The organism is Streptomyces sp. NPDC048671, from assembly GCF_055587045.1.
Genome location: NZ_JBVJHB010000007.1, coordinates 273,691 through 291,182, shown reverse-complemented (window position 1 = coordinate 291,182; position 17,492 = coordinate 273,691). Strand labels below are relative to the sequence as shown.

Here is a 17,492-nt window from a genome sequence, read left to right as displayed (position 1 = left end):
AACCGCACCACTGCGGGTCACGCTATGAAGGCGAAAGGCCGCGCACAGCCCCTAGAGCCCCCCTAAGACCTGAGATCCCGCCCGCTATTCGTCGCGGGAGAGTGCCCGGTGTCCGGCCGGTGCGATGTCCGCACCTTCGCGGTCCCGGAAGTCACCGGACTCCATCGCCGTCCGGTCGAATGCCCTTTGTACGTAGGAGAGGTCGGCGATCAGTCCCGCCGAGGTGACCTCCCGGCCGCGGGCCCGGCCGACGAGCCCGGCCAGCGGCAGCCGCCCGATGCCGGCCCACCGCAGCCGGCCGTCGCCGTCGATGTAGCTGCGGGCCCGGCCGTGATTGTCCGGGTGCAGGCAGTACGGGATGTCCAGAGCGCCCTGTCTGAAGGCGAGTACGAGTGCGTGGCCGATGTCCGGGGCCAGTTCGAGTACGCCCTCGACCAGGGCTCTGGCCTCCAGGTATGTCTGCGAGTCGGCCTCGGTGGGGGCCGGGTCGCCGGACGGCGCCGCCCTGGCGGTGCGGGCCGCGGACTCCAGCGCGGCGACGTTCTCCGCGACGGTCGGGATGCGGCGGGACTCCGCCACCGTCTTCACGATGAGCCGTTCCGAACCCGAGTCGACGGCGAGGCGCGTCGCTTCGTCGAGCAGCAGATAGGCGCCTTCGTCCGTGGTCGGGTACACGCCCATGTAGGCGTAGATGACCACGTGCCAGTTGGGCGTCGGGAGCAATTCGGCGCAGAGCCGCCGCAGAGCCGCGACCGCTTCCCGGTCCTGTCCCGGGTGGGTCTGCTGGGCATAGCTGAGCGACACACTGCGTATTCCGTGCGCGCAGAAGAAAAGCGCTTCGAGCACACTGATCGCCACCAGCTGACTGGGTGGGCACAATTGCCCGAGCATGCAGCCGCCGAACGTCTCCAGATGCGGTTCCACGCCCGATTCCCGCAGTTGTGCGAAATCCTCGGTGCAGCGGCCCCAGTTCCGTACGGACTCGTCCAGCGGAGTCCGTCCGTAGGGGAGGCAGTAGGAGACGGGGCCGCCCTCGGTGGCGTTGATCAGGGTCCGGCGCAGCGCGGCGAAGATGTCCTCGGGGACGGCCGATCCGTGCCGGACCTGGACCGGGAACGCCTCGTCCCTGATGCCCGCGAGAACCTGCCCGGTCACGGCCCGGTCGTAGCTGACGATGGGGTAGCCGTTGAGATCGGCCCCGGCCCGCAACGCGCTCTCCACGGAGGCCAGTTCGCCGACCCTGGTATAGCTGTCGAGGGTGATGGTGCCGACCGTCGCGGCGTCGGCGGCGCGGGTCGCGGCCAGTCCGGCGCGCATGGTGGCGGGGTCACTGAACCCCATCCGGGGCTGCACCACCAGTTCGCCGGCGCGGCTCCTGGCCCGGACGAAGGCTCCGAAGTCCACCGGGCGCGCCCCCTCGGTCGTCCGCCGGAGCGGGCGCGCGCCCGGTCTCACGCCACGACCTCGGTACGTTCCAGGGCGCGGGGGGCGGTGGGCAGCGCGCCGACGAACCGGCTGAACTCCCTGGTGGTGGTGGAGGCGTCGTCGAAGACGGCGTCGAAACCGGCGCAGATCAGCTCACCGATCGCCGCGTCGCTCTGCTGCCCGGCGACGCCGAGTTTGCCGCCGATGACCACCGGGGTCGAGGCCAGTTCACCGCAGGTGCGCAGGGCGTCGATGACGCGCAGGCCGTCCTGGTGGCCGTGCCCGTTGACACTGCTGATCACCACCAGCTCGGGGGCGGTCTCCCGGCAGGCGTCGACGAGTACCTGGTCCGGGACACACGGTCCCAGGTTGATCACCTCGTATCCCAGCTCCTCGATGAGCAGCTGGAGGAAGACGAGGTTCCAGGTGTGGGAGTCGGAGGCCACGGTGGTGACGATCACGGTGCCGCGCCGGTCGCCCGCCGCGCTCACGGCGCTCGTGGCGCCGTGCGTGAGGCCGGCGCTCATGCGGTCTCTCCCGCCACGGTGTCCGCGGACGGTTCGTCCACGGTCGCGTAGGAGCGGCTGTGCTCGATCCGGGAGACGGACAGCACCGTGTCACCCCGTACGACCACCTCGGTGGGGGCCGGGCGGCCCAGGAACATCAGCAGGCTGGCGGTCGGCCCGTACGCCCCTGCGTTGGGGATCGTCACCAGGTCGCCGGGGGCGAGCGCGGGCAGGTCGATCTCGCGGCCGAGGATGTCGCCGGGCGTGCACAGCGGGCCCACCAGGCTGGCGGATTCGACGCACTCCCCGGATTCGGTGCCGACGGCGACGGGCAGCAGCCTGCCCAGGCCCGACATGCCGCCGAAGGTGTTGATGCCCGCGTCGAGGATGACGAACTTGCGGCCGCGGCTGACCTTGACGTTGCTGACCGAGGCGACCAGCGTGCCGCTCGCGCCGACCAGGTAGCGGCCCGACTCGCAGGCGATCTCGGGGCCCTCGGTCCGCCAGCGCGGGAAGTGGGTGTCCAGCGCGGCCGCGAGTTCGCCGCGCAGCTTGGGGTACGTACCCCGGCCGCCGGGCACGGCGTAGGGCACGGTGAAGCCGCCGCCGATGTCGAGGAAGCGCAGGGGGAGGTCCAGTTCCTGCTGGAGGCGGGCGGCCAGTTCGATGGTGTGGCGGAACTCGCCGACGAGGCTCTCCTCGTCCTTGGCGTTGCTCAGCGGGAAGAAGTGCATCCCGGTGATGCGGACGCCCTCGACCGTCCGCAGCTCGGGGACGACGTCGGCCAGGGTCTCGCTGTCGAAGCCGAACTGCGAGGGGGTGCCGGTCATCCGGATGCTGCTGGTGGCACTGGCGGTCGCGCTGTTCACGCGCAGCAGGCAGTCGGCACTCACCCCGTTCGCCAGGGCGGCGTCGGCGACATGGCGGACGTCGGAGACCGAGTCGGTGGAGAAGACGCGGACGCCCAGGCGGATCGCCTCGTCCAGTTCTCCCGCGGTCTTGCCGGGGCCGGTGTAGAGGCAGTCCTCGCCGCGGAAGCCGGCGGCGAGGGCGGACTCCAGCTCGCCGGTGGAGCTGATCTCGGGCCGGCAGTGGCGGCCCTCGCCCTCGCGCAGGGCCCGGACCAGCCCCGGGTGGGGGTTGGCCTTGAGAGCGTAGAAGAGGGTGAACTCCTCGGGCAGTGCGTCGGACAGCTGTTGCCGGGCCGCCTCGATCTCGTCGAGGTCGTACACGTACAGCGGTGTGCCGAAGCGTTCGGCCAGTGCCTGGTAGCGGCTCATCGCCCTTCCCCGTCGATCATCTCGGTCAGCAGCTGCCGGGCGTTCTTCCCGTGCAGGCTCAGCGGCAGTTCGTCCAGGACCCGGCACTGGGCGGGCACCTTGGCCGACTCCAGACGCTCGGCGAGTTCCTTCAGAACGGTGTGCGGGGGCAGTTCCGTCTCGGCGAAGATGACCAGGTCCCGGGTGTCGGTGGGCGGCAGCGCCGTGGCGGTCCGCACGCCGGGGATGTCCATGGCGGCGGCCTCGATCTCCACCGTGCTCATCCGGATGCCCTTGCGCTTGAACATGTCGTCGCGGCGGCCCTCGAAGTAGAGGTAGCCGTCCTCGTCGAGCCGGCCGTAGTCGCCGGTGTGCAGCCGCAGCGCCCCGGTGGCGGGGTCGCGGCGGAAGGTGCGCGCCGAGAGTTCGGGGCGGCGCCAGTAGCCGGGCATGACGTGCGGGCCGACGGCGACGATCTCGCCGCTCTCGCCTGCCGGGAGGGGCCGGCCCTCGGCGTCGAGGATGAGGACGGTGGTGCCGGGCAGGGGCAGGCCCACGGACTGGGGGCGGTCGTGTTCCTGGTCCGGCGGCATGATGGAGACGCGCTTGCACTCGGTCTGGCCGAACTGGCGGACCACCTGTACGCCGGGGAACGCCTCGCGCAGGGCGGTGACGGCGTGGGCGGGCAGTGCGGCGCCGGTGTTGGTGAACATCCGCACCGGGGGCGGGTCCTGGGTGTCGCGCCGGGCGAGGGTGCCGATCATCGTGGCCAGCGAGGGGACGATGGGCACCACGGTCGCACCGGTCTCCCGCATCCGCCGCAGCAGTACGAGGTCGGACTCGCCGCCGTCCAGGACCAGTCGGGAGCGTCCCAGGCAGGCGAGCAGCACCTTGTACAGGCCGTAGTCCCAGGAGATCGGGAAGCGGCAGAAGACGACGTCGTCCGGCCGGTAGCCCAGCACTTCCTGGATGGCGCGGGAGGCGAAGACGACCTGCGCGTGCGGGCACACGACCGCCTTGGGCGCGGCGGTGGAGCCGGAGGTGTAGACGAGGAACGCGGTGTCGTCGGCGGCGATGTCCAGGGGCGGCGGCGCCGGGCGGCCGGCGGCCTCCTCGACGTGGGGCCAGATCGTCGCGAGGTCGTGCACGGGGAGGCCGGCGGCCCGGCCGAGTACCTCGGTGGTGGGGCCGTCCCCGATGATCAGGGTGGGTTCGGCGTCCTCGATGACGGACCGGAGGTGGTACTCCTTCATCGCGGGGTTGAGCGGCACCAGGATCACTCCGAGGCGCGAGGCCCCGTAGACCATGGCCACCAGTTCCCGCCGGCTGGGGAGCTGGACCAGCAGCCGGTCACCGCGGGCCGCGCCCCGTTCGGTGAGCCAGGCGGCGAAGCCGTGGCTGAGTTCGGCCATCCGCCGGTACGTCACCTCGCCGGCGGAGTCGTGCAGGCACCGCCCGTCGGGGGTGTCGGCGGTCGCGTCGTCGAGGAGGGAATGGACCGTCCCGCCGTTCCCGTGCGCCGTCGGCGCGTAAGTGGTGTTCGGATTCTCCACGGTTCCAACGTCGCTTTCGGGTGTGGGTGGCGAGCGGGCCGGCGTCGTCGCGCGACGGGGGCCGGGCTCTTCGGGGGGCGTGGGGGGGGCGGGGCACGGAACCTAAGCGGGGGGGTGGGGTTCCGTGCCCCGGTTTCGGGGGCTGTGCCCCGTACCTGGGGGCTGTCCTAGTCGGCGACGCTCAGCGCCGCGACCGGGCAGACGTTGACGGACTCCAGGACTTCGTCGCGGAGTTTCTCGTCCGGCGTCTCGATCAGCAGGACGACCTTGCCGTCCTCCTCGTCCTGGTCGAAGACCGCGGGCGAGGTGATCACGCACGAACCGGCCGCGACACAGCGCTCTTTGTCGACGATCACACGCATGGGAAACTCCTTTACCAGGTCACCGGAAGCTCGTGGACGCCGTCGATGAGGGCGTTGGCCTTGAAGGGCAGTTCGTCCAGGGCCGCGTCGAGACGCAGTCCGGGGATGCGCCGCAGCAGGGTCGTGAAGACGACCTCCAGCTGCATGCGGACGAGCATCTGGCCCGCGCACTGGTGGCGTCCGAAGCCGAACGCGACGTTGTGGCGTGCCTCGCGGCGGCTCAGGTCAAGGGTGTTGGGGTCCTTGAAGACGGCCGGGTCGTGGTTGGAGGCGGAGAGCGAGCAGATGACGCCCTCGCCCTTGCGGATCAGCTGGCCGCCGATCTCGGCGTCCTCCAGCGCGACGCGGACGGTGCCGTGGTCGGAGATGCTGGAGTAGCGCGACAGCTCGTCGACGGCCTGCCCCGACAGTTCGGGGTGCGCGCGCAGCCAGTCGGCCTGCTCGGGGTGCTGGAGGAGGACGAGAGCGCCGATGGTGATGCCGTTGACGGTGCTCTCGTGGCCGGCCGCGATCATGGCCCGTACCAGGGCGCTGATGTCGGACGGTTCCAGCTCGTTCTTCTCCCCGTTGCGCTGGAGCAGACTGCTGATCAGGTCGTCGCCGGGGTTCTTCTGCCGCTCGGCGATGAGCTCGTAGAGGAGCACCTCGACCTCGGCGTTGGCCGAGGCGTGCTCCTCGGCGCTGCCCTGGGTGACGAGGAGGGTGACCCAGCGGTGGAACAGGTCGCGCGACTCGTGCGGAACACCGGTCAGCTCGCACATGCCGATGGACGGCACGGGCATCGACAGCATGGACACCAGGTCCACCGGGCCGCCCTGCGCCAGCATCGCGTCGACGCACTCGTCGACGATCTCCTGGGTGCGCGGCCGCATCGCCTCGACGCGCTTCACGCTGAGCTCCGGCATCAGCATCATGCGGTGCGCGGTGTGCTCCGGCGGGTCCATGTGCAGCAGGGCGGGCTTGACCTTGCCGAGCAGTTCCATGGGGAAGTGGAACTGGAGCGGGTAGCCGGGGTCGGCCATGTTGGCGCTGAACCGCGGGTCGACCAGCATCTGCCGGACGTCCTCGTACCGGGTGAGGAGCCAGGCCTCACGGCCGTTGAACTTGAGCTTGACCCGGGAGACCGGCTCGTTCTCCCGCAGGACCGCGTACTCCGGTGCGGGGTCCAGGGGGCAGCCGGTGCGTTCCAGGGGGAAGGGGCGGGGCTGGGCGTGCGGGCATGCGTCGACGAGATCGGACATGGTTCCTTCTCCAGAGGTCTCTGCGCTCGGTGGGTGCGGGGCGGCCACGGCCGGCTCAGCCACGGGCCTTCTCCAGAGAGGCGCGCACGGCGGCGGCGGTGCGGGCGATGTTCTCGCTGAGCGGCAGGGCGCGCAGGTCGGCGGAGAGGACCTCCGCCGCCGGGGTGACGTCGACACCCTTGGCGTCCAGCTTGCGCAGCAGCCCGGTGATGTCGAAGTCGCCCTCGCCTGGCAGCATGCGGCCGCTGAGGACTTCGTTCATGACGTCGGGGGACGGGGTGCGCGGGGCGTCCCCGAACTCGACGCCCGCGATCTGCGCGCCCGTGAGCTGGTCGATCGAGCCGGTGCCCGTCGGGTCGCGGAAGAGGTGCCACATGTCGACGAGCAGACCGGCGTTGGGCCGGTCGGCGGCGGCGATGATGTCGGAGGCGACCTGGTAGGTGAAGCCGGGCATCACGGCCATCGCTTCGAGGGAGACGTTCACTCCGCGCGCGGCGGCCCGGTCGCACATCGCGCCGAAGCGTTCGGCGAGCACCTCGGTGGGGGGCATCTCCACACCGGGCGGGTAGACGGCACAGGTCTTGACGGAGGGGATGCCGGCGATCTCGGCCAGGTCGAAGAAGCGGGTCTCCGTCTCCAGGGCGGCGGCGCTCTCCTCCGGTCCGGCGTTCCAGCCGAAGTGGACCTCCAGCTCGTGCAGCCGGATCGCGTACTCGGAGAGCAGTCCGCGCAGCTTGTCCGCCGAGTACTCGGCGAGGAACGTCTCCAGCTCCTCGATGCTCATGCCCATCGAGACGCAGTTGTTCTCGGCCAGCGCCGCCAGCCGCTCCTCCAGCGTGTACCGCACCGGCTCCTGCCAGGCCGACCCGGTCAGCTGCAGATAGGCGAATCCCAGGTCGGTCCTGGTCAGAAGAGTCATGGTGTACCTCTCGCTCGGAAGTCCGCGGCCGGTCCTGGTTCCGGTGGCAGGGACGCGGCGCCGGCCTGGGCGCGTCCCACCGGAGGTGCGTTGGGTCCGGGGCGACCGGGCCGCGCTCAGGCGGCGAGGCTCCGGCGGACGGGCCGGAGCGCCGTCCTGGGGTCCACGGCGACGACGTCGAAGCTCCTGGTGGTGACGGGTACCCGGCCGAAAAGGCTGTCCGGTCCCGCGACGTACAGCCTGCCGACGCCGTGGCGGCGCAGGGAGTCGACGACGACGGGCCAGCGGACCGGGCGGACGAAGCCGTCCAGCAGCATGGTGCGGACCTGGTCACCGGTGGTCAGCAGGGTGCCGTCCTGGTCGGCGACGATCGGGACGCGGGGATCGTGGAAGGTCAGCGGGGCGAACAGTTCCCTCTCGGCCCGCTCGCGCAGCGGCGCGAAGACGCTCGCGTGCATGGGCGGGCGCATCGTGTACAGCGGCAGGCCGCCCACCGAACGCAGCCGCTTGCCCAGCCAGTCGAGTACGGGCGCGCGCAGCGACACCATGTGGAAGTCCTCGTCGACGTGGCAGGAGATCTCGTACCACTCGCCGCGCTCGTCGAGTTCGGCGAGCACCCGGTCGAGTTCCGGGAGCGGGACTCGGGTGAAGGAGTGGGTGACGACGTCCTGGTGGTTCTCGGCGAACCAGGACTCCAGGAGCCTGGCCCAGCCGGCGGTCAGGCGGACCGCGTCGGCGAAGTCGAGGACGCCGGTGTGGGCGGCCGCGGTCTTTCCGCCGAAGCTGGGTCCGACGCAGAGCGCGGGTTCCGGGTCGAAGCGGTCGTGCGCCCAGGCCGCGAGGGCCAGGCAGTTGACGAGGAAGGCGACCTGCGCGTATTCGCTGTAGTCGCCCTCGGCCTCGCGGTAGCGGTCGACGAGTGAGTAACCGAGCGCGTCGTCGGCGTCGGCGACCAGCCGGCGGGCCACCGGGTTGATCAGCATGAATTTGGCCGAGTCCTGGAAGCGCGTGGGGCTCATGCCGGGGAAGACCAGCGCAGCGCCGGTGCGGAAGTCGTCTCTCATGGTGTTCCTGCCCTTCAGCACGTCGTCCCGGCGCGATCAGCCCGTCGGGCGCTTCGATTCCGAACCGGTCGGGACCCAGGCTGAGGTCTGCCCGCCGCCGCCAAAACCCCTAAGGTTTCGGGTCCCAATTCCGTTGACGCCGCGTGCTGGTGGGGGCTCGGCGCCCTGCGGCCCGGTCGGCGTAAAGGGACTTCGGTTCCACTCGGCGGTCCCCCGTAGAGCCCCTAAGGGTCGGGCGTCAGGACCGGACGGGGCGGGTCGCGGACACGGCCCAGGCCTCGCGGACCCGTCGTAGGGGGGTGCCGGACAACTTAGGGGAGGGCACGGGGCCGCGCCGGGTCTTCAATGAGGGACGGTTATCCGGATTCCGGCGCCGGTGGAGGAAACCGCCGCGCACCGTCGAGCCATGGATGGGTGGGACCATGACAGTGATTCAGGACGCCCCGTCGGACAGTGTGGGCGACAGCTCCCCGGCGCCCCGGCCGGATCTGCGCTCGCTGGTGGCTCAGGCGGCGGAGCTGAAGAGCGCGGCGCGTGAGGGACTGGGTCCGCGCTCCACCGAACAGCAGCACGCCCGGGGCAAGCTGACCGCTCCGGAGCGGTTGGAGCTGCTCTTCGACCCGGGCACGTTCCGCGAGGTGGAGCCGTTGCGGCGGCACCGGTCCACGGGCTTCGGCCTGGAGCACCGGCGGCCCAGCGGGGACGGGGTGATCACCGGGTGGGGCCAGGTGCACGGCCGTACGGTGTTCGCGTACGCGCATGACTTCAGGGTCTTCGGCGGCTCGCTGGGCGAGGCGCACGCGCAGAAGATCCACAAGGTGATGGATCTGGCGCTGTCGTCCGGGGCTCCGCTGGTGGGTCTGAGCGACGGGGCCGGGGCCCGGATCCAGGAGGGTGTGACGGCGCTCGCCGGGTACGGCGGGATCTTCCGCCGCAATGTGCGGGCGTCCGGGGTGATTCCCCAGATCAGTGTGATCCTCGGGCCGTGCGCGGGCGGCGCGACCTACTCGCCGGCGCTCACCGATTTCGTCTTCATGGTGCGGGACATCTCGCAGATGTACATCACCGGCCCGGACGTGGTCCAGGCCGTCACCAACGAGCGGGTGACACACGAACAGCTCGGCGGCGCGGAGGTGCACGCGACGGTCTCCGGCGCGGCGGGCTTCGTGTACGACGACGAGGCGGAGTGCCTGGAGGAGGTCAGGCACCTGCTCTCCCTGCTGCCCGCGAACAACCGCGAACTGCCGCCCGAGGCACCGACCGACGACCCGGCGGACCGGCGGTGCGAGAGCCTGCTGACCCTGGTGCCGCACCACGCCAACCAGTCGTACGACATGCGCGCGGTGATCCGGGAGATCGTCGACGACGAGGACTTCTTCGAGGTCCACGCGCAGTGGGCCACCAACATCATCTGCGCGCTGGCCCGGCTGGACGGCCATACGGTCGGCATCGTGGCGAACCAGCCCGCCTCGCAGGCCGGGGTGCTGGACATCCACGCCTCGGAGAAGGCGGCGCGGTTCGTCCAGACCTGCGACGCGTTCAGCATCCCCCTGGTCACACTGGTCGACGTACCGGGCTTCCTGCCGGGCACCGACCAGGAGCACCAGGGCATCATCCGGCACGGTGCGAAGCTGCTCTACGCCTACTGCGACGCGACCGTCCCCCGCGTCCAGGTCATCCTGCGCAAGGCGTACGGCGGTGCGTACATCGTGATGGACTCGCGGTCCATCGGGGCCGACCTGTCCTTCGCGTGGCCGACCAACGAGATCGCCGTGATGGGCGCGGAGGGTGCGGCGAACATCGTCTTCCGCCGGGAGATCGCCGCCGCGCCCGATCCCGCGGCAGCCCGTGAGCAGCGGATCAAGGAGTACCAGCAGGAGCTGATGCACCCCTATTACGCGGCGGAGCGCGGTCTGGTCGACGATGTGATCGATCCGGCCGAGACCCGTGCGGTGCTGGTGAGTTCCCTCGCGATGCTGCGGACCAAGGACGCGCCGGTCCCGGCCCGCAAGCACGGCAACCCCCCGACCTGAGACCTGTGAACTGCGACCTGCGACCTGCGACCTGCGACCTGCGACGACATGTGAACTGTGACGACATGTGAACTGCGACCTGTGAGGAGTGACCCACCCCATGACTGCTCCCGCCCATGCCCCGGCGGCCCGGACCGCGGGCCCGGACCGCACCGGACCGGCGCTGCGTTTCCTCGGCGGCTCGCCGTCCCGCGAGGAGATCGCCGCGGTGACCGCCGCGCTGCTGAGCCTGCGCCGCGCCCCGGCGGCCGGTCCGGACACCCGTTCCGGCGCCGCACCCCGGTGGAGCGCGCCGCTTCACTACCGGCCGCCAGGAAGCTGGGCGGCACGATGAGTAAGGATGTGGAGCACTGATGACGGACGACTCCCGGGAGACCGGACCCTGGATCCGGCGATTCCATCCGGCGCCCGAGGCGCGCGCCCGCCTGGTCTGCTTCCCGCACGCGGGCGGATCGGCCACGTACTACTTCCCGGTGTCGCGGGCGCTGTCCCCGGCGGTCGACGTGCTCGCGATCCAGTATCCGGGCCGCCAGGACCGCAGGAACGAGCCCTGCGTCGAGGACATCGAGGAGCTGGCCGGCCTCGTCGTGGAGGAGCTGCGCCCCTGGGGTGACGTACCCCTGATCCTGTTCGGCCACAGCATGGGGGCCACACTCGCGTTCGAGGTGGCCCGCAGGCTGGAGGCCGCGGGGACACCGCCGGGCGTGCTCTTCGCCTCCGGCCGCCGGGCGCCCTCCCGGGTGCGCGAGGAGACCGTGCACCTGGCGGACGACGACCGCCTCATCGCGGACATCACCCAGCTGAGCGGGACGGATTCCGCGGTGCTGGCCGATCCCGAGATCCTGCGGATGATCCTCCCGGCGATCCGCAGCGACTACAAGGCCGCGGAGACCTACCGCTACCGGCCGGGGCCGCCGCTCGGCCTGGACGTCGTGGCGCTCGTGGGTGACGACGATCCGCAGGTGACCACCGACGAGGCGGCGTCCTGGCGCGAGCACACCACGGCGTCGTTCGAGCTGAAGGTGTTCCCCGGCGGCCACTTCTTCCTGGACTCCCACGTGGCCGCGGTCCTCGACCTGATCCGCGCGCGCATGGGCGTGACCGCGGTGGGACCGTGAACCGCCGGGTGCGGCGGGCCGTCCGGCCCGCTCGCCCGGTCACCCGCGTCTAGGACCTGTGTGGGGCGGCCCGGACCGGCGTCGATCTCGGGAAGCCCCCTGCCGCATGCCCCGGAGTCATCTCCGGGGCATGTGTGTTTCATGCCCCGTCCAATGTAATCCGGACAGAGTTGCGCTTCCCTCACCAGAATCTAGACGACCGTACTAGACTAGCGTCTATCGCGGCATCGGGCAGTCTGCCCTCAGGAGCCGATGTGCGAGGCAGTCCCGGTCGGCGCCCGTGAACGCACCGGCCTGACACACATCCCCATCCCGCCCCGCGTACACGGTCACGCCTCCTTCCCATGGTTGGCCGTCACCGACCGGCTATCGACTACGGAGGCCAGAGTGCCGGTACGACCAGAGCACGGCGTCACCTCACGCGTCACCGAGGACGGGTGCCTCGAATTCCTCACCACGACGGACGGCCCCAGTTACCGGTGCAGCCCCGTCGCCGCCGCCATGTGGATCGCGCTGCGCCAGCACAACGGCCAACTCGGCCCGGCGGCCGAGATGCTGGCCGAGCTGTGGTGCACGGACCCGGAGAACACCCGTACCGACATGGACATCTGGGTGAGCGAGCTGCGCGACGCCGGCCTGGTCCGCGACGAGCTCTGAGGAGGAGGCGGCCGCGGCACCCGCCCCCTCCCCGGCACCCGATCGCCCGTCGAACCCCGCTCACGCCCCTTTCGGGCAGCCGCGGCAGGCCCCGTTCAGGCGACCGGGCCCGTACCGGCGGCCGGGCCCGTACCGGCGACCGGGCCCGTACCGGCGGCACCCTGGTGCAGCACCAGAATGGCCCGCATCGCCTCGGCCAGGTCACGCCCGGAGGGCGCGGTCTCCGGCGAGAACAGCCACAGCGACATCACCCCGTTGAGCAACGCGGCGTAGAACCGGCCGAGGGTGACCGCCATCTGCTCGTCGACCTCGCTCTCGTCCACGCCGTGGAAGAGCGCCACCAGCGCCGGCCAGCCGAACGGCTGCGCCCTGGAGAGCCCCTCGCGCATCTGGGGCTGGTTCTCCGCGTGCACGGCGACCTCCACGCTCAGCGCCCACAGCGGTTTGCGCTCCGGAAAGATCTCGACGATGCGGTTCCAGACCATCTCGAAGCGCTCGATCGTCGACGATGCGGATTCGAGGTCGGCCCCGATCGCGGTGCCCGGCCCGAACTCGTCCGCCCACTCCTGCATCGCCTGGACGTACGCCTGCACCAGCAGGGCGTCCTTTGAACCGTAGTGGTAGCCGATGGACGCCAGAGCGGTTCCGGACGCCGCCACGATGTCCCGCGCGCTCGTACGGGCGAACCCCTTCTCCAGGAGACAGCGCTTAGCGCCTTCCAGAAGATCTTCACGGTGACCCACAGCACCACCCTTGCCTTGAAGTCGTCGGGGCATCTTAGACCGACCGAACTCCTGCGGAACTGACAAGCGTTGGACCGTGACCATCGATGGCAACGCCGCCCCGCCGCGCGTGCAGCTTGTGGCCACTAGAGGATGCGCCGAGCGTGCGCCACACTCTGAGGCGTGTGGCGTACGCACACGCGTTCCAGATACGCCACACATGTTCCTTTGAGGCATTTTCCCAATGCCGGAACAAGTCAATCTGCAGCGTGGCGTTCGGGGGACAGAGTGGAATTTGCCGAAAGAGAGCCGGAAGTCCAGGCGCTGCGCACCGCACTCGATGAGTGCCGGAACGGCGCGACCCGCATCGTCCTCGTCGAGGGAGCCGCCGGATGCGGCAAGAGTGAACTCATCGACACCCTCGCCGAATGGACCGACACGGGCGCCGAGCTGGCCCTGCGGGCGTACTGCTCACCGAGTGAACGGGCGCTGCCGCTCGGCCTGATGCGACAGCTGACCGGGGACGCCCCGGCCGGTGCGCTGCCCGAGGCGTCCATGGCATCGGACGGCCAGCCGCAGGTCAGCGCGATGCGGGAGTTCCAGGCGGCGCTGGAGCGGCTGAGCGCCGGCACCCCGGTCGTCATCTCCGTGGACGACGCGCACCACGCGGACAGCGCGTCCCTGCGCTATCTCCAGCACCTCGTCCGGCACTGCCGCTCCGCCAGGATCCTGCTGGTCCTCACGACACCCTTCTACCAGGAGGGCCAGGACGCCGCCTTCTGCACGGAGCTGCTGCGCAGCCGCAACGTGCGGCGCATCCAGCTGCGGCGGCTGAGCCCCGAGGGAAGCCGGCGCGTCGCGGCCGGCTCCCGCGGCCCCACACCGCGCGAGGGGCTCTCGGGCGAGCTGCACGCGATCAGCGGGGGCAACCCGCTGCTGCTGCGCGCGCTCCTGGAGGAGTACCGCTCGGCCCCGACCGGCACCGGCGCCTTCCGCCCCGAGCAGGGCGGGCTGTTCGGGCAGGCCGTCCTGACCTGCCTGCGGCACAGCGGACCGCACATGCTGGACCTGGGCGCGGCGCTCGCCGTGCTGGGCGACGCCTACACACCGGAGCGGGCCGGCCGGCTCCTGGGCGTCCCGGCCTTCGCCGCCGCGCAGTCGGTCGCCTCGCTGTCCACCTCCGGCATTCTCAACGGTCACCGCTTCCCGCACCCGCACACCGAGACCGCGATCCTGGACCAGGTGCCGGCCGACGTGCTGGCGGGCCTGCACCTGCGTACCGCCGAACTCCTGCACCTGGAGAGCGAATCCGTCACCCGGGTCGCCGGTCATCTGCTCGCCGCCGCCCAGCTGGGCGGATCGCTCACCGCCGTCACCTGGGCCGTGGACGTGCTGCGGGAGGCCACCGAGGACCTGCTGGCCCACGGCGACCCCGCCCGTGCCACCAAGGCGCTCGAACTCGCCCACGAACTGAGCCGCGACGAGCAGCAGCGGGCCGACATCAAAACCCGGCTCGCGGCCGTCACCTGGCGGGTCAATCCGGGACGGGCGGAGAAGCACCTGTCCGCCCCGCTCGCGGTGCTCCGGTCCGGCCGGCTGGCCGCGGAGCGTCTGGCGCCGCTGGCGGAACTCCTCACCTCCCAGGGCCGGATCGCCGAGGCGGCCGAGGTGATGTCCATGATTCTCAGCGATACCGCGGCGAGCGGCGCCGGGGCCCGCACGGGGAACGGATACGGCCCCCGTCCGGCCGAGGGGCCGGGCACTTCCGGCGTCCGGATCGAGGACCCGAGAGAACCCGGCGGGGGAAGACCCGCGGCCGACGCCGAGAACAGCGCCGAGACCACGGCCGCCGAACGCTTCCTGCGCACGACCGTCCTCACCGACGAGACGCTGGAACCGGTCATGCGCGCGCTGCGCTCCCTCGCATACTTCGGTCAGCCCGAACGGGCCGCCGTCTGCTGCCGCGAGCTGATCGCCGAGGCCGAGCGGCAGAAGGCCCCCGCCTGGCAGGCCCTGTTCTCCTCCGTGCTCGCGGCGGTACTGCTGCGCCTGAGCGATCTGCACGCCGCCGAGGAGTACGCGCGCCGGGCGCTGGACTGCCTGCCCGAGCAGAGCAGCAGCGCGTTCATCGGCAGCCCGACGGCCACCCTGATCCGGGCGCGCACGCTGATGGGGGACCATGCGGCGGTCGCCCGGCAGCTCCACCAGCCCGTCGCGGACACCCTGTTCAAGAGCACCCACGGCCTCTCCTACCTGCGGGCCCGCGGTCTCTACCTCATGGCGACGCATCAACTCCATGCCGCGCTCGGCGACTTCCTGGAAGCGGGCCGGCTCGCCAAGAGCTGGGGCGTGGACCGGCCGGCGATGCTGCCCTGGCGCACCGACGCGGCCGACGCGCTGTTCCGGCTCGGTGAGACGCAGCGGGCCAAGGCGCTCGTGGAGCAGCAGTTCGCCGATCCGGACGCGCGCAGGCCGTGGGTACGCGGTATCAGTCTTCGTCTACGCGCGGTGACCTCGGATCCTCGCCAGCAACTCGCCCTGCTGAACCAGTCGGTCGACGAGCTGAGCCGCTCCGGCGACCGGGTGGAACTGGCCCGTTCGCTCGCCGCGCTGGGCCGTTCCCTGCGGGCGGTCGCCGAGCCCGCACGGGCGGACGCGGTGATCCGCCGGGCCTGGAACCTGGCCAGGGAGTGCGGTGCCGAGTCGCTGTGCGAGGAGATCTGCCCGGAACTCGGTCCGCAGGACGCAATGCACCGACGCGGCGCCCCGGAGGAGTACCGTTCCGATCTCGACACCAAGTTGAGCGACTCCGAGCGCCGGGTGGCCACCCTCGCGGCGAGCGGCTACACCAACCGCGAGATCTCCCTGAAACTGCACATCACCGTCAGCACCGTCGAACAGCACCTCACCCGCGTCTACCGCAAACTCAACATCACCCGCCGGCAGGATCTGCCGGTGGACCTCCATCTCGCGGTCTCCACCGCCGAAGCCGTCTGATCAGACCTGCCGGGTTCGCTGTGGACCGCGACATCAGCACGGCTTGGAAGGACTGGTCCCGGTGACCCACGGAAAGCTGCTCGCACTCAGCGACCAGCACGTCGCCCATGAGGAGAACCGGCGCATCACGGAATCCCTCCGGCCGGAGTCCGAGGACGACTGGCTGCTCGTCGCGGGGGACGTCGGCGAGAAGTTCGAGGACATCGCCTGGGCGCTGAAACTCCTCGCGGAGCGCTTCGCCCAGGTCATCTGGGCCCCCGGCAACCACGAGTTGTGGACCCACCCCGCCGACTCCGTCACCCTGCGGGGCACCGCCCGCTACGACGCGCTGGTCGAACTGTGCCGGGGCCTCGGCGTGCTGACCCCCGAGGACCCGTACCCCGTCTGGTACGGCGGTGAGGCACCCGTCACGATCGCCCCCCTGTTCGTCCTGTACGACTACTCCTTCCGCGCCCCCGGGACCCGTACCAAGGAGGAATCCCTGCGCGTGGCCCACGAATCGGGGGTGGTGTGCACCGACGAGTTCATGCTCCACCCCGACCCGTACCCGTCGCGGGACGCCTGGTGCCGGGCCCGGGTCACCCTCACGGAGGAGCGGCTCGCGGCCGTCGACCCCCGGTACGGCACGGTCCTGGTCAACCACTATCCGCTGGTACGGGAGCCGACGCGGGTCCTGCGCTTCCCCGAGTTCGCCCAGTGGTGCGGCACCGAGCTGACCGCCGACTGGCACCGGCGCTTCCGGGCGGTCGCCGCCGTCTACGGCCACCTCCACATCCCCCGGGTCACCTGGTACGACGGGGTCCGCTTCGAGGAGGTGTCGATCGGGTACCCACGGGAGTGGCGGTCCCGGCCGCCCCGTTCCCCGCTGCGCCAGATCCTGCCCCAGCCCGCGTCGGGGCCCACGGCATGATCGGCGCCATACTCCCGCCGGACGTGGCCGCCGTGAGCGTGTTCGGTGACCTGTCACCCCGGGAGGGCTGCGCGCTCTTCCCGGCGGAGACGGCGGCGATCGCTCGCGCGGTGGCGCGCCGCCGCGCCGAGTTCACCACCGTACGGCTGTGCGCGCGGCGCGCCATGGAGCAGCTCGGGCTGCCACCGGCCCCCCTGCTGCCCGGAAAGCGGGGCGCGGTCAGCTGGCCGGACGGGGTGACCGGCAGCATGACCCACTGCGCCGGTTTCCGCGCGGCGGCGGTCGCCCGTACCGAGGCCACCGTGTCACTGGGCATCGACGCGGAACCGAACGGGCCGCTGCCCGACGGTGTGCTGGAGGTCGTCTCCCTGCCCCGCGAGCGAGCCGGGCTCGCCGAACTCTCCCGGCAGCGCCCGGAGGTGCACGGGGACCGGTTGCTGTTCAGCGCCAAGGAGTCGGTGTTCAAGACCTGGTACCCGCTGACCCGGCGCGAGCTCGACTTCACGGAGGCGGAGCTCGACTTCGACCCGGCGGGTACCTTCTCGGCGCGGCTGCTGGTGCCGGGGCCCGAGGTGGCCGGGCGGCGGCACGGCACGTTCTCCGGGCGCTGGACGGTGGGGCGCGGTTTCGTCGTGACCGCGATCGCGCTGCCCGCGTGAGATGAACCGCACGACAGAAAAAGAGAAAACATTCAACTAACCCCTTCCCCCATACGGTGAACCCAAA

At 71.2% G+C, this 17,492-nt stretch carries 16 protein-coding genes; 7 read left to right on the top strand and 9 right to left on the bottom strand.

Going from position 1 to position 17,492, the window contains the following annotated elements; translation table 11 throughout:
* Window positions 1-84: 84 nt before the first annotated feature.
* From ACZ6S6_RS16560 to ACZ6S6_RS16525, 8 genes are all read right to left on the bottom strand, one after another.
* Window positions 85-1,455, bottom strand: coding sequence for a methylaspartate mutase (locus tag ACZ6S6_RS16560; protein ID WP_362966128.1), 1,371 nt, complete (start codon window positions 1,453-1,455; stop codon window positions 85-87).
* Window positions 1,452-1,952 carry a cobalamin B12-binding domain-containing protein gene (locus tag ACZ6S6_RS16555; RefSeq protein ID WP_362966129.1) on the bottom strand — a complete coding sequence of 167 codons (501 nt, stop codon included), beginning with the start codon at window positions 1,950-1,952 and terminating at the stop codon, window positions 1,452-1,454. Before ACZ6S6_RS16555 ends, ACZ6S6_RS16560 begins: the two co-directional genes overlap by 4 nt.
* Window positions 1,949-3,211 (bottom strand): type III PLP-dependent enzyme domain-containing protein, encoded by a 1,263-nt coding sequence (locus ACZ6S6_RS16550; protein WP_469706054.1) that lies wholly within the window; start codon window positions 3,209-3,211, stop codon window positions 1,949-1,951. The genes ACZ6S6_RS16555 and ACZ6S6_RS16550 overlap by 4 nt, the downstream gene beginning before the upstream one ends.
* A complete protein-coding gene (locus ACZ6S6_RS16545) occupies window positions 3,208-4,743 on the bottom strand; it encodes an AMP-binding protein (RefSeq protein WP_469706053.1) in 1,536 nt (511 codons plus the stop codon). Before ACZ6S6_RS16545 ends, ACZ6S6_RS16550 begins: the two co-directional genes overlap by 4 nt.
* Before the next feature lie 167 nt (window positions 4,744-4,910).
* Window positions 4,911-5,105, bottom strand: coding sequence for a ferredoxin (locus ACZ6S6_RS16540; protein ID WP_362966135.1), 195 nt, complete (start codon window positions 5,103-5,105; stop codon window positions 4,911-4,913).
* Window positions 5,106-5,116: 11 nt separating this feature from the next.
* Window positions 5,117-6,346, bottom strand: coding sequence for a cytochrome P450 (locus ACZ6S6_RS16535; RefSeq protein WP_362966137.1), 1,230 nt, complete (start codon window positions 6,344-6,346; stop codon window positions 5,117-5,119).
* Window positions 6,347-6,401: 55 nt separating this feature from the next.
* On the bottom strand, window positions 6,402-7,265 hold the full coding sequence (locus ACZ6S6_RS16530; RefSeq protein ID WP_469706052.1) for a sugar phosphate isomerase/epimerase family protein: 864 nt from the start codon (window positions 7,263-7,265) through the stop codon (window positions 6,402-6,404).
* A 116-nt stretch (window positions 7,266-7,381) separates the two neighbouring features.
* Window positions 7,382-8,248 (bottom strand): ACP S-malonyltransferase, encoded by an 867-nt coding sequence (locus ACZ6S6_RS16525; RefSeq protein ID WP_469706096.1) that lies wholly within the window; start codon window positions 8,246-8,248, stop codon window positions 7,382-7,384.
* 503 nt (window positions 8,249-8,751) lie between these two features.
* Here ACZ6S6_RS16525 and ACZ6S6_RS16520 point away from each other — a divergent pair.
* The 4 genes from ACZ6S6_RS16520 to ACZ6S6_RS16505 all read left to right on the top strand — a co-directional run bounded on the left by ACZ6S6_RS16520 (window position 8,752) and on the right by ACZ6S6_RS16505 (window position 12,137).
* A complete protein-coding gene (locus ACZ6S6_RS16520; protein WP_469706051.1) occupies window positions 8,752-10,362 on the top strand; it encodes an acyl-CoA carboxylase subunit beta in 1,611 nt (536 codons plus the stop codon).
* A gap of 100 nt (window positions 10,363-10,462) precedes the next feature.
* The gene (locus ACZ6S6_RS16515) at window positions 10,463-10,696 is read left to right on the top strand and encodes an acyl-CoA carboxylase epsilon subunit (RefSeq protein WP_362966143.1); all 234 of its coding nucleotides are present in this window, start codon (window positions 10,463-10,465) and stop codon (window positions 10,694-10,696) included.
* 19 nt (window positions 10,697-10,715) lie between these two features.
* Window positions 10,716-11,480 (top strand): thioesterase II family protein, encoded by a 765-nt coding sequence (locus tag ACZ6S6_RS16510; protein WP_469706050.1) that lies wholly within the window; start codon window positions 10,716-10,718, stop codon window positions 11,478-11,480.
* A gap of 387 nt (window positions 11,481-11,867) precedes the next feature.
* The gene (locus ACZ6S6_RS16505) at window positions 11,868-12,137 is read left to right on the top strand and encodes a PqqD family protein (RefSeq protein ID WP_362966147.1); all 270 of its coding nucleotides are present in this window, start codon (window positions 11,868-11,870) and stop codon (window positions 12,135-12,137) included.
* A gap of 95 nt (window positions 12,138-12,232) precedes the next feature.
* Here the strand turns inward: ACZ6S6_RS16505 and ACZ6S6_RS16500 are convergent, their stop codons facing one another.
* A complete protein-coding gene (locus ACZ6S6_RS16500; RefSeq protein WP_469706049.1) occupies window positions 12,233-12,880 on the bottom strand; it encodes a TetR/AcrR family transcriptional regulator in 648 nt (215 codons plus the stop codon).
* 267 nt (window positions 12,881-13,147) lie between these two features.
* Here ACZ6S6_RS16500 and ACZ6S6_RS16495 point away from each other — a divergent pair, with 267 nt between their 5' ends.
* The 3 genes from ACZ6S6_RS16495 to ACZ6S6_RS16485 all read left to right on the top strand — a co-directional run bounded on the left by ACZ6S6_RS16495 (window position 13,148) and on the right by ACZ6S6_RS16485 (window position 17,425).
* A complete protein-coding gene (locus ACZ6S6_RS16495; RefSeq protein ID WP_469706048.1) occupies window positions 13,148-15,856 on the top strand; it encodes a helix-turn-helix transcriptional regulator in 2,709 nt (902 codons plus the stop codon).
* A 61-nt stretch (window positions 15,857-15,917) separates the two neighbouring features.
* On the top strand, window positions 15,918-16,766 hold the full coding sequence (locus ACZ6S6_RS16490) for a metallophosphoesterase family protein (RefSeq protein ID WP_469706047.1): 849 nt from the start codon (window positions 15,918-15,920) through the stop codon (window positions 16,764-16,766).
* Window positions 16,763-17,425: a 4'-phosphopantetheinyl transferase family protein gene (locus ACZ6S6_RS16485; protein WP_362966155.1), complete on the top strand. Its 663-nt coding sequence runs from the start codon at window positions 16,763-16,765 to the stop codon at window positions 17,423-17,425. Before ACZ6S6_RS16490 ends, ACZ6S6_RS16485 begins: the two co-directional genes overlap by 4 nt.
* Window positions 17,426-17,492 lie beyond the last annotated feature (67 nt).

What these genes read in the sequence shown, in the direction of transcription:
- ACZ6S6_RS16525 (WP_469706096.1), bottom strand. Translation starts at nt 8,248, where the DNA reads ATGCTGATCAACCCGGTGGCCCGCCGGCTGGTCGCCGACGCCGACGAC.
- ACZ6S6_RS16550 (WP_469706054.1), bottom strand. Translation starts at nt 3,211, where the DNA reads ATGAGCCGCTACCAGGCACTGGCCGAACGCTTCGGCACACCGCTGTAC.
- ACZ6S6_RS16540 (WP_362966135.1), bottom strand. Translation starts at nt 5,105, where the DNA reads ATGCGTGTGATCGTCGACAAAGAGCGCTGTGTCGCGGCCGGTTCGTGC.
- ACZ6S6_RS16520 (WP_469706051.1), top strand. Translation starts at nt 8,752, where the DNA reads ATGACAGTGATTCAGGACGCCCCGTCGGACAGTGTGGGCGACAGCTCC.
- ACZ6S6_RS16535 (WP_362966137.1), bottom strand. Translation starts at nt 6,346, where the DNA reads ATGTCCGATCTCGTCGACGCATGCCCGCACGCCCAGCCCCGCCCCTTC.
- ACZ6S6_RS16530 (WP_469706052.1), bottom strand. Translation starts at nt 7,265, where the DNA reads ATGACTCTTCTGACCAGGACCGACCTGGGATTCGCCTATCTGCAGCTG.
- ACZ6S6_RS16485 (WP_362966155.1), top strand. Translation starts at nt 16,763, where the DNA reads ATGATCGGCGCCATACTCCCGCCGGACGTGGCCGCCGTGAGCGTGTTC.
- ACZ6S6_RS16555 (WP_362966129.1), bottom strand. Translation starts at nt 1,952, where the DNA reads ATGAGCGCCGGCCTCACGCACGGCGCCACGAGCGCCGTGAGCGCGGCG.
- ACZ6S6_RS16510 (WP_469706050.1), top strand. Translation starts at nt 10,716, where the DNA reads ATGACGGACGACTCCCGGGAGACCGGACCCTGGATCCGGCGATTCCAT.
- ACZ6S6_RS16515 (WP_362966143.1), top strand. Translation starts at nt 10,463, where the DNA reads ATGACTGCTCCCGCCCATGCCCCGGCGGCCCGGACCGCGGGCCCGGAC.